10 protein-coding genes and 2 tRNA genes are annotated in these 10369 nt (G+C 67.0%); 4 read left to right on the top strand and 8 right to left on the bottom strand.

From position 1 onward, the window contains the following. Window positions 1–135 precede the first annotated feature (135 nt). The 7 genes from VF697_RS03280 to VF697_RS03250 form a co-directional block, all read right to left on the bottom strand. Complete coding sequence (locus VF697_RS03280; protein ID WP_331092001.1) at window positions 136–1077, bottom strand: phosphotransferase; 942 nt, start codon at window positions 1075–1077, stop codon at window positions 136–138. Window position 1078: 1 nt separating this feature from the next. Next, window positions 1079–1708, bottom strand: a complete 630-nt coding sequence (locus VF697_RS03275; protein ID WP_331092000.1) for a hypothetical protein — start codon at window positions 1706–1708, stop codon at window positions 1079–1081. A gap of 39 nt (window positions 1709–1747) precedes the next feature. Next, on the bottom strand, window positions 1748–2959 hold the full coding sequence (locus VF697_RS03270) for a methyltransferase (protein WP_331091999.1): 1212 nt from the start codon (window positions 2957–2959) through the stop codon (window positions 1748–1750). A 233-nt stretch (window positions 2960–3192) separates the two neighbouring features. After that, on the bottom strand, window positions 3193–3957 hold the full coding sequence (locus VF697_RS03265; RefSeq protein WP_331091998.1) for a DUF5953 family protein: 765 nt from the start codon (window positions 3955–3957) through the stop codon (window positions 3193–3195). Window position 3958: 1 nt separating this feature from the next. Beyond that, a complete protein-coding gene (locus VF697_RS03260) occupies window positions 3959–4690 on the bottom strand; it encodes a DUF6310 domain-containing protein (protein WP_331091997.1) in 732 nt (243 codons plus the stop codon). 391 nt (window positions 4691–5081) lie between these two features. Next, a tRNA-Glu gene (locus VF697_RS03255) sits at window positions 5082–5154 on the bottom strand. Window positions 5155–5159: 5 nt separating this feature from the next. Further along, window positions 5160–5232, bottom strand: a tRNA-Lys gene (locus VF697_RS03250). 184 nt (window positions 5233–5416) lie between these two features. Between VF697_RS03250 and greB the strand changes: the two genes are divergently transcribed. The 4 genes from greB to VF697_RS03230 all read left to right on the top strand — a co-directional run bounded on the left by greB (window position 5417) and on the right by VF697_RS03230 (window position 8797). Next, window positions 5417–5989 carry a transcription elongation factor GreB gene (gene greB / locus VF697_RS03245; RefSeq protein WP_331091996.1) on the top strand — a complete coding sequence of 191 codons (573 nt, stop codon included), beginning with the start codon at window positions 5417–5419 and terminating at the stop codon, window positions 5987–5989. Window positions 5990–6290: 301 nt separating this feature from the next. After that, window positions 6291–7613, top strand: coding sequence for a PhoH family protein (locus tag VF697_RS03240; RefSeq protein ID WP_331091995.1), 1323 nt, complete (start codon window positions 6291–6293; stop codon window positions 7611–7613). A 27-nt stretch (window positions 7614–7640) separates the two neighbouring features. Continuing rightward, the gene (locus tag VF697_RS03235; protein ID WP_331091994.1) at window positions 7641–7958 is read left to right on the top strand and encodes an HP0495 family protein; all 318 of its coding nucleotides are present in this window, start codon (window positions 7641–7643) and stop codon (window positions 7956–7958) included. An 80-nt stretch (window positions 7959–8038) separates the two neighbouring features. Further along, on the top strand, window positions 8039–8797 hold the full coding sequence (locus tag VF697_RS03230) for an SAM-dependent methyltransferase (protein WP_331091993.1): 759 nt from the start codon (window positions 8039–8041) through the stop codon (window positions 8795–8797). A gap of 83 nt (window positions 8798–8880) precedes the next feature. Here VF697_RS03230 and VF697_RS03225 read toward each other — a convergent pair whose 3' ends face one another. Continuing rightward, the gene (locus tag VF697_RS03225) at window positions 8881–9972 is read right to left on the bottom strand and encodes a diacylglycerol/lipid kinase family protein (RefSeq protein ID WP_331091992.1); all 1092 of its coding nucleotides are present in this window, start codon (window positions 9970–9972) and stop codon (window positions 8881–8883) included. Between the last annotated feature and the right edge of the window lie 397 nt (window positions 9973–10369).

Raw genomic sequence — 10369 nt, 5'->3', positions numbered from 1 at the left:
GATACCGCGGGCACCACGCACTCGGGGAGCGAGGAGGAGGCCACGGCCGTCCTGGCCGTGGAGGACACCGGCCTGGGGGAGCCGCCGGGAAAGCGCGTCGGGCAGGGAGGCCGCGAGGAGTGACGGGCCTGGCCGTCAAAGCGCGAGGCTCTCCTTGAGCAAGGCGAGACCGAACGCCCACTGGCCCTCCGCCGTGGCGAGGTTCAGCGCGCCGGTCCGAAGGCGCTGATAGAACTCGGCGAGCGAGAGCGTGGAGGCGAGCGTCTCCGCTCCGCTGGCCCCCGGGTGCTTCATCTGGCGGGCCAGGTTCAGCAATGTCGAGCCGCAGAACACCGCCACCAGCCGCCGGGTATAGGCGAAGCGGGCGGGGAGCGTGTCCACCGGCTCGCCGTCGTGGGCCGCGAGCAAGCTCCGGCAGGTTCCCTCGTCCATGCGCAGGAAGACCGAGATCGCCGCGAGATCGTAGAAGGGGTGCATCAGCCCGGCGGTCGCCCAGTCGAGGATCAGGATGTTCTCGCCGTCGTAGACGAGGTTGGTGGGGTTGAGGTCGTTGTGTCCGAGGACCGGAGTGCGCCCGTCGGCCGGTGGCTCCTCGGCGAGCACGCGCTGGACGGCGTCGCGGACGAAGTCCGGGAGGGAAAAGCCGGTCTGGAGCGCGGTCCAGGTATGGACGAGGAACTCGCGTGGATCGATCGGGCGCGCGTCAACGGGGGGCGGGAGCTCGTGCAGGCGGCGCACCGTGCGGCCGAGCTGCGTGAGCGCGGCCTCGTGCGTGCGCGGGTCCATGTAGAAGGCCAGGAACGAACGGTCGGCGACGAAGGCGCTGAGGACGGCGCGCCGCGCCTCGTCGGCGTGGACGATGCGAGGCGCCAGGCCCGCGTCAGCGGCGAGGCGCTGGACGTGGAACCCACGGCGCCAGTCGGCGGGATTCTCGCTCTCCGCGGCGATCTTCAGCACGAACGACTTGCCGGCGGCCTCGACGCGGTAGACGCCGGCGCCCGAGAGCCCGGCGGCGATCCGGGTGATCGTGGTGGCGGGGCCCCTGAGGTCCGGGGGGAGGCAGTCTTCGAGGGTCATATCAGAACGTCCCGGCGATTCCGTTGGGCGCGAGAGAGAACGTCACGGGCGGCTGTCCATGGTGAGCCTTGGTTTGGAAGACCGGGAGGACGTGCGCCTTCGGAGAAGAGTCGAGCAGCATCCACAGGGCAAAAGCAGTGACCGGGACGGAGACGCCGCCCGTAATCAGCCCCGCCGTGCACATTCCTCCGCGCTCCTGCACCTGGCTGCACCCGACCGCGGTGAGCGTGATGGCCGTGACCACGCCCATGCCGCCAAACGTGGTGAAGACGATTCCATTCACCTGTTTCGCATACGAAGTGCCCTCTGCCACCAGAATGGCGTGGCGCGCCTTCAGTGCTTCCAGGCCGACACCGGGGATGAAGAGCTTGTCACCATTCCGCGATTTCAAAACCAGCTGCTGCCGCGGGCTGACCCACTGCGTGCATGGCGTGGTGCAGACCATGTCCCTGCCGACGTAAACGTCCCAGGCCTGCTCTTCATATTCCGAGACGACGCTCACCGCGACCATGCCCGGCGGCGGATCCTGGACAGGTCCTTCCTCGGCCGAAGGTGGAACGGCGACGCGCCGGATGCAACCGGGCAGCACGGAGCTGAGGAACAGGGACACGAACAGGGTGAGTGTGCGCATGAAATGGACCCTTATCATTCTACGGGCCTCCTCTTCGCCCTATGTGTTGGACGCGATGAGCGCGATGTTGCGGGGGGACAGGCGCGGGTCGAAGACCTGCAGGAGCTCGACCCGGAAGCCCATCTCCTCCAGGAGGATCGCGCGGTCGAGCAGGAGCACGACCTCCAGTGCCCTCGCGAACCGGTCCCGCAGCAGATGACAGAGGAGGATGCGCCTCGTCTCGGAGCGGACGGACACCTCGAAGGCCTCCAGCCCCGCGTCCGTCATGCCGGTCTCGAGCCCCAGGCGCTCCAGCCGGTTCCTCGCATAGACGGCGAAGCTCCCCGCATAGAGCGCCCTGGGCGCATCCCCCGCCCGCGCGAAGCCGCGCTCGGGAAACTCCCTCCTCGAGAGGAGTGCGAACGCGAAGCGGTGCGCATACACCTGCTTCATCAGCGCGAACTCGGCCTCGCTCTTGTGGTGCCGCTCCCGTGTCGCCAGCGCCAGGGCGTAGCGTGTGAAGGGGAGGCGGTGGGTTTTCCCAAAGCGGGAGACCGGGTAGTCCCGTGCGGCGTCCAGCTTGTCGTAGCAACAGCCCACGTTCAGGAGGAAGCCCGCGTCCTGGCTCTTGCGAATCTGCGTGAGGGCGAGCGGCCCGCAGGTATGTAGGCCGATCGAGGCCCGGTCCCGGCCGCGGAAGAGCGGGTCGATCTCGCTCTGCGGCCCATCCTCGACGGAGGCGTGGAGGAAGCCCAGCTTGTCCCCCTGCGGGCTCCGGGCTCTTCGCAGCCAGTCCCGGCCCTTCTCCTGCAGCGCGGCATCCCGATCGATGCTGTGGAAGGTCCAGTCGAAGGTCCTCACACAGAGGCGAGCGAGATGTCCCACTCCGCCACCGATGTCGACCGCCTGGCGGATGGCCCGCGTCCTCGGCGCGAGGAGGGCGAGGACCCGCTCGATCTCATGGGTCTTCTTGGCGTTGAGCCCCTGGGCCTCCGTAGTGGTCAGCCCATGGGCACCTTGGTGCGAGGGCAGCCCGGTCAGCCGCTGAAGCGCGAGCAGGAGCGTATGCAGCGACGCTGGCGGGTCACCGGGAAGCTCCCCCTGGTCCAGCCTCCGCTCTCCCGTTTCATCGAGGGATTCCGCATAGGACAGCCAGGAGTCGGGATAGGCGGCGCCGGACTCCGGCCAGTCCTGGAGGATGGAGCGAGACCAGAGCTCGGACCAGGGCCCGAGCAACTCAGCGAGCGCCTCCAGTCGAGCTCGAAAATCCATGGCTTTTCCTCACGTCCCCTGGCGCTCGGCGTCAGCACCCCTCGTCTACCCGCATTCCGGGAGCCACGCGATGTCCTCGATACCAGGAGCCCAAGCCCAGGGGGAACCTAACTCAGCCCCAGTTGGGGACTCCGCGCCGTCAGCCGTTGGGAGCATGTTGCCCAACCCTTCAGGAAGTCGATGCGTCGAGCGAACCGCTGAACGCCTGGCTGCATGGTGAGCCGTGCCGAGCCTCAAGGGGTGGAGCGTCCGCCAATCTCCGGGAAGCGCTCGTAGGCCCGTTTGAGCGCGTCCAGGTGGGTGGGGTTGTCCAGGTCGAGTGGCGCATCGGTGAGTTGCACGACCCACCCACCCGTCGCGGTACGCCGTGAGCGTGAAAGCAACTCCGCGTCGCGGGCCGGGTCCGGAAATCCGATGGCTTCTGAGGCAGCGGGCGACCAGTAGTTGAGCCACCCGAGGTGATGCGGAATCTCAGGCGAGCGCATGGCACCAGGGGACTTGATCACCGGCAGCCCTCGGGGTGGAGGCTCCAGGTCGTCTGGCCGATTCTTCGTCTGGCGCGCGATGTCCACCCCTGCGCTGAAGGGCGTTGCGTGCCCCCAGAACGCGCGAGCGCCCTCCGCTATGGCTTCCAGCACCTCCGCTGCCGCTGCGATGCCGTCTACGGTCAGAGGCAACACCGCATGAATATCAAGCTGGGCCTGGCCACCCGGCGAGCTGTCTGCCGGTAGTTCCAATCCAGTCACCGTGACCCGGAAGTCATCATCCCCGTTGCGGAGGAGCGGAAATCCACGCCCGTTGGGCCTTCCTCGAGCGAGAAATGCCTCGCGCTGCGGCACTGGGATGCGCTTCCCCTCGCTAGAAATCGTCCACTCCAAGCGCAAGCCGGGGAGTGCGCGCTCCATTCCATGAACAACGGCCAAAGGGCGGCAATCATTGCCCACGAGTGCAGGCGCGTAAACGATCATGCCAAGTTGATTTTTTTGTGTGGCCGGCATCTCAGCACCACTCCATGACGACGATGAGCCCGTTAAGATCGCGGGCCGCGAACTCCAGCGCCTCCTTGTGCGCTGGGCTCCGCACGCCGACCCGGAAGTCAAATCCACAAGCCAGAGCGAGGGCGCGCTCATGCCGCAACTTTTCCACCTGACTCACGACCACAATTTCTCGAAGGTCGTCCGTGTACGTGTCGAAGTTGTCGGTCTTGACCTCCCACAGCGTGCGCGTGGCCAGTTGCAGCGCGTCGAAGTTTTTCCCATTCACGAACACATCCCCGCCGGGGAAGCTGTTGTTTGGAATTCTGTCGGCGCACGTGTCGTGCAGTGTATTACCACCAAGGTGATACGGCACTGGGACGGGCTCGCACCTGGGGCGATCGCGTTCTGTGACTTCGGCTGGCCCAATGGGAGGGAAGTCCGGCCCTTTGGGCTCCGGCTTGGGCCTTTTTTTCGGCGAGGGCTTCGGTGGGGCGAGCGTTGTTTCAGGCACGGGCCTTACCTCGGGGCGACCCATATCCAGCGCATACGCATCCAGGGCCTCTTTGATGGCGAAGCCCACCACCACCACGCCCGCGACGACCACCGCTCCCACGACGATCTCCGGTGCTGCCAGCACGCAGACCCCGAGCCCCACGGCAGCGGCACCCGTCGAGGCCACCGCGCATCGTCCCGTGGGGTCGTGAAACTCGATCCGGTCAGGGTCCAGGGCATGAAAGCACCGCTCCGCCAGCACGGGCCAGGACTCGGAAGCCTCCTGGACGGCGCAACGTCCTCCGTCCGTCCAGGGCAGCGTCGCCGCTCGCTGGAGGTTGGCAAGCCGCGTGTTCCGGGCCGCTGGCTCTGTTGGGGTGGGTGCTGACGTGGCGCAGCCTGAGACATAGAGCAGAAGTGCGATGCACGCTTGGAGACGCATGGCCGGGCCCTCCGTTGGAGCTAGGACCTGGCGGGTCCCGGCGAGGCCGTTTGGAGTATGGCCGCGTGCCCCGATAGCCACGAACGAGCGCGCCGGGGGGACCGCTTGCACCGCTCCGGCCTAACGCACTTCTAACGCAACTTGGGTGGACGAAAACGGACGGGGCTGGACGGTTTGACCGTCCAACCCCGTGTTTTCCTCTGCTTCTATGTGTCCCCGACGGGATTCGAACCCGTGTTACCGGCTTGAAAGGCCAGCGTCCTGGGCCTCTAGACGACGGGGACCTCTGTGAGTCGCGGGGGGCTCGAACCCCCGACCCTCGGCTTAAAAGGCCGGTGCTCTACCAGCTGAGCTAGCGACTCGCACTATTCTTTTTTGGTGGCCCACCGGATTTCGCAACCCCCGGCGTCCGGTCGCTCTCTACCAGCACTTCTTTCCGACTTCTACTGGCGATCGTCCCCATCTGTTCCTGACGGCCACCGGACAACGGCCCGCCCCCGTGCCTCCTTCCTTCCGCCGCCCAGGGGAGGCGCTATACAGAGGCCCATGGGTCGAGACGTCCGGAATTCCGAGGAAGCCCCCCAGGAGAACGACGAGCTGGAACTGGAGGGTGGGGACGAGGAGGAGGAGGAGAAAGGCTCCTCCGGCCACCGCCGCTACCTCACCCGGACGGGGGCCGAGCGCATGCACAAGGAGCTGCTGCGCCTGCTCAACGAGGAGCGGCCCAAGGTCACCGCCGAGGTGTCCGCCGCCGCCGCCCAGGGCGACCGCTCGGAGAACGCCGAGTACATCTACGGCAAGAAGCGCCTGCGGGAGATCGACCGGCGCATCCGCTTCCTCCAGAAGCGCCTGGACACCGCCACCATCGTCGCCCCCTCCGAGCAGACCGACACCGGGCACGTCTACTTCGGCGCCACCGTCACGCTCGAGGACGAGGATGGGGCGCGGGTGACCTATCAGATCGTCGGCTCGGACGAGATCGACACCGCGGGAGGCCGCATCAGCGTGGAGTCGCCCATCGCGCGCGCCCTGCTGCGCAAGAAGGTGGGGGACTCCGTCGAGGTGGTGCGCCCTCGCGGCGAGATCGAGTACACGATCGTGCGGATCCGCTACGTGTAGCCGCAGGTGGGCCCTCCAAAGGTCCGCACCCTTGCCACCCTGGAGTGTCGCTCTGGCGACACTGGGGCGTTAGAGAAGCTCCTGAAGAGCCGCCGTCCAGTGATCTCCGGATCAGGAGTCGTTCAGGACTCCGCTTGTTAGCGTGTGCGTTACATCCCAATCCGGCCCGAAAGGCTGCCTGCATGGGAAGCCCGCCCTATATTCGGGTTGGCAGTCAGACGCAGAAGCGGTCCGTCAGTCGGAGTCCCGTCGCACGGTCGGTTCCAGCGGTCGCACCCATTACGAGGTGGCGCTCCACACGATGCGAAAGAACTTCATCCTCGACACCAACGTCCTTCTTCACGACCCGCGCTCGATCTACGGCTTCAAAGAGCACAACGTCATCATCCCCATCTACGTCATCGAGGAGATCGATCAGTTCAAGCGCGATCTCTCCGAGCTGGGGCGCAACGCGCGCCTGGTGGCGCGCTACCTGGACGCGTTCCGGGAGGAAGGGTCACTGAAGGACGGCGTGAAGCTGCCCCATGGCGGCGTGCTGCGCGTGTGCTTCACCGAGAGGGACCTGCCGCTGTCCATGGCGGACAGCAACCTGATGGACAACCGCATCCTCTCGGTGGCCATCGACCTGATGGAGCGCGAGCCGCAGTCTCCGGCCGTCTTCATCACCAAGGACACCAACCTCCGCATCCGCGCGGACGCGCTGGGGCTGTTGGCCGAGGACTACGACGCCGAGCGGGTGGAGATCACCGAGCTCTACACGGGCTTCACCGAGCGCCTGGTCCCTCGCGACATGGTCGACCAGATGTACAAGCCGGCCGCCGAGGTGGAGATCTCCGGGCAGGAGAAGCTCGCGCCGCACCAGTTCATCCTACTCAAGGACGAGACCAACCCGTCGCACACCGCCATGGGCCGCTTCAATGCCGCCCGGGGCCGGGTGGTGCCGCTGCTGCGTGGCATGAAGAGCGAGGGCGTGTGGGGCGTGCGCCCGCGCAACATGGAGCAGAGCTTCGCCCTGGACCTGCTGATGAATGACGAGATCAAGCTCGTCACCATCGTGGGCAAGGCGGGCACGGGCAAGACGCTGCTCGCCATCGCCGCGGGGCTCCACAAGGTGACCGAGGAGGGCACCTACCAGAAGCTGCTCGTCAGCCGGCCGGTGTTCCCGCTCGGTCGGGACATCGGCTACCTGCCGGGCACCATGGAAGAGAAGATGAACCCCTGGATGCAGCCCATCTTCGACAACGTGGAGTTCCTGATGAACCTCAGCCGCGCCGACAAGAAGGCCGGCCGGGGCTACCACGAGCTCATCGACCTGGGGCTGATGGAGATCGAGGCGCTCACCTACATCCGCGGGCGCAGCATCCCCAACCAGTACATCATCATCGACGAGGCGCAGAACCTCACGCCCCACGAGGTGAAGACGATCATCACCCGCGTGGGCGACAACACGAAAATCATTCTCACCGGGGACCCGTTCCAGATAGACAACCCGTACGTGGACGCGACCAACAACGGACTCGTCCACGTGGTCAACCGGTTCAAGAACGAGAAGATCGCGGGCCACATCACCATGGCGAAGGGCGAGCGCAGCGCCCTGGCCGAGCTCGCGGCCAACCTGCTCTAGGCCCCTGCGCCGCCCGAGGAAGCAGTCATGAGTGGAGACGGTAAGGGAGAGGTTCTCGCCACCAGCACCGGTGCCGGCCAGGAGCAGAAGCCGCTCATCGAGTACCCTACCGTCTACACCTTCAAGGTCATGGGTCGGCAGGAGCCGGACTTCCTGGAGTACGTCCGGACCCTGTTCCGCACGCTCATGGGGACGGAGATCTCCCCGGATTCCATCCGGGAGCAGCCCAGCAGCAAGGGCACCTACGTCTCCGTGAGCGTCTCGGTGTACCTCCTGTCCGAGGAGCACCGCCGCTCCATCTATGCCCGGCTCCGGCAGGAGCAGCGGGTCGTCTACTACCTCTGAGGGCGGCCCACCGCCGGACGGTCGCCGGGGCGTCGGGGGAATTGGCGATCCCGGGGGGGGCGGTGTAGAAGAGGCTACCCATGAGTCTGGCCGAGCCCTTCCCGCTCTACTTCCCTGGTGATGCTCGGCGCCCCTTCAGCTCCGATGCGGCCATCCGGCGCTTCGCGAAGGTGGCGCAACTGGAGGAGGGTGGGCGCGTGCTGGAGTTCGGCTGCGGGCCCTCTGGCTCGGCGAGCGTGCTGCTGGCGCAGGAGTTCGGCTGCTCGGTGGTGGCCGCGGACTCGGACGAGGTGTTGGTCTCCCGCATGCGCGAGCGCGTCTATTCACTCGCGCTGGATGGACGCGTCGAGGTGCGGCGCGTGGACTTCGCCAAGCCCGGCTTCCGCGAGGGCCATTTCGACGCCATCCTCTGCCCGGGCCGGGTGCTGATGGGCCTCTCCGACACGCTGGCCACGCTGCGGCCCCTGCTGGCCCACAAGGGCCGCGTGGGCATTACCTATCCGGTACGGGTGGGACGGGTGACACCTCGCGCGGTGCTCGAGTTCTGGGAGCGTCGCCTGGGCGCTCCGCTGCTGCTGCCCCGCGAGCTGCTCCACCACCTGGCGCAGTCCGGCTTCGAGCCCGAGTCCGTCGAGTCCCTTCAAGACGCCGAGCTGGACACCTTCTACCGGGAGCTCGAGCCCTACCTCGCCAAGGCGTCGCCCGAGCAGGGTGGCTGGTTGCGCGAGGAGATGGCCCTGCACCGGGAGAACGGCAAGGCCACCGCGAGCTACGCCTTCCTCGTGGGCCGCCGCAAGGAGCCCGGGGAGCGGCCTCCGGCCACGCGCGACCGCGGGTAGAGTCGTTCCTCAGGTCGGCGCGCCCGTGGCGGTGGGCCTCGCCCCTCTCCCGGAGGAGAGGGGAGGCCGCACGGGGCGGACGCTCAGTGCATGGCGCCGTGGAAGTTCAGCAGCTCCACCGACTCGGGGGCCACGCTCAGCTTCACTTCCTCGCGGTAGCCGGCCGCGTCGCCGCCAATCTGGAACGGCATCGCCTTGGCGAAGCGGATGTGGACCTCCTGCGCGTAGAAGTCCTGGAGGCCCTCGGGGAACCAGCGGCCCGTCCACAGCTTCGGCAGGTTCGCCAGGATGGTCGGCGCGTGGAGCTGGCCCAGGCGCAGCTGCATCATCCCCCGGCGCTCCCCCGCGAAGGGGAACATCCGGAAGCCGTACCCGTAGAAGGGCATCGTCGCCGCGGCCGCCATCATCAGCCGGCCCTTGAAGATCGTCTGTCCCGGAGCGATGGGCGTGCCCACCGGGTTGCCATCTGGCCCCGCCCGGTACGCCTCACCGGCCCAGCCGTTGGTGATCTCGCAGTCCACCCACGTCGAGTTCGTCAGGTAGTGCGGCACCGTCTTGAAGGCCACCGCCGAGAAGTAGCCGCCCGGGCCCGACAGCACCCGCTTGAGCATTCCCTTGCCCAGGGTGCTCTTCACCCAGATGTAGTCGTTGAGCACCTTCCCATCCACGCCCAGGCCCGCGAAGGGCGCGCGCCGGCCGTCCACCTGCAGCAGATCCATCCGCTGGTAGCCGGGCACCTCGCCCGCGCGGGCGCGCACCACGTCCTGGAGGATGCCATCGCCGCCCGAGCCCGCGTTCACGTACGTGGCCAGGCCGTTGCCCGTGCCCAGCTTCAGCACGCCGAAGCGCGGCGCCCGCTTGCCCGCGAAGCGACCCCGCGGCTCGAGCTGGCGGAAGAACTCGTTCACGAAGCACTGGAACGTGCCGTCGCCACCGCCGGTGAACACGACCGGGTAGTTGCGCTCCAGCACGGTCTGGACGATGCGCCGGCAGTCCAGCTCCGAGCGCGACAGGAACAGGTCCTGCTCCGGCACCACGTGCGAAAGCGACTTCACGACCCGGGCATCCACCCGGCGCGCATTGGCGTTCAAAAGGACCGCGACCTTGTGCTCGGGGGAGCCGGAGACGGATGGAACCTGACGGGTATCCACGGACCGAAGCGGCTGGACCAGCATGAGGGGTGCCTCCAAGGGGGGTAGGGGCATGGCGTTGCCGCGTGATGGCAACGCGTCTCCCGTCCAGTGCACTTTCTCAGCCAATGGCTGACGCGAGGCGTTATCTGTATCCCACCCCAATATTTCCGAGGGGTTGGCGCGTTCGCTTCTGATCGCCCGTTCGGCTGGTTGCTACCAAACGGTGGCGGAAGTGGAGAGCGCGTTACGCACCCATGGCGTCCGGGTGGCGAACGTGTGACGCGGTTTGACGCGGTTTGACACCCCCGGGTGGGTGGTTACGTTGGTCACACATCGGGGGTACCGGCGGTTCCCGAAGTACTTTTCCGCAATCATTTCCGGAGGTTACACACCGTGGGCAAGATTATTGGCATCGACCTGGGCACCACCAACAGCGTGG

The sequence above is a fragment of the Archangium sp. genome (genome assembly GCF_036388035.1).
Lineage (GTDB): Bacteria > Myxococcota > Myxococcia > Myxococcales > Myxococcaceae > Archangium.
The sequence above is the reverse complement of the archived record's forward strand: the minus strand, read 5'-3'. Positions and strand labels throughout refer to the sequence as shown.

Coding starts and splice junctions, on each gene's coding strand:
- VF697_RS03270 (WP_331091999.1), bottom strand. CDS start 2,959: ATGGATTTTCGAGCTCGACTGGAGGCGCTCGCTGAGTTGCTCGGGCCC.
- VF697_RS03275 (WP_331092000.1), bottom strand. CDS start 1,708: ATGCGCACACTCACCCTGTTCGTGTCCCTGTTCCTCAGCTCCGTGCTG.
- VF697_RS03230 (WP_331091993.1), top strand. CDS start 8,039: ATGAGTCTGGCCGAGCCCTTCCCGCTCTACTTCCCTGGTGATGCTCGG.
- VF697_RS03235 (WP_331091994.1), top strand. CDS start 7,641: ATGAGTGGAGACGGTAAGGGAGAGGTTCTCGCCACCAGCACCGGTGCC.
- VF697_RS03240 (WP_331091995.1), top strand. CDS start 6,291: ATGCGAAAGAACTTCATCCTCGACACCAACGTCCTTCTTCACGACCCG.
- VF697_RS03280 (WP_331092001.1), bottom strand. CDS start 1,077: ATGACCCTCGAAGACTGCCTCCCCCCGGACCTCAGGGGCCCCGCCACC.
- VF697_RS03265 (WP_331091998.1), bottom strand. CDS start 3,957: ATGCCGGCCACACAAAAAAATCAACTTGGCATGATCGTTTACGCGCCT.
- VF697_RS03225 (WP_331091992.1), bottom strand. CDS start 9,972: ATGCTGGTCCAGCCGCTTCGGTCCGTGGATACCCGTCAGGTTCCATCC.
- greB (WP_331091996.1), top strand. CDS start 5,417: ATGGGTCGAGACGTCCGGAATTCCGAGGAAGCCCCCCAGGAGAACGAC.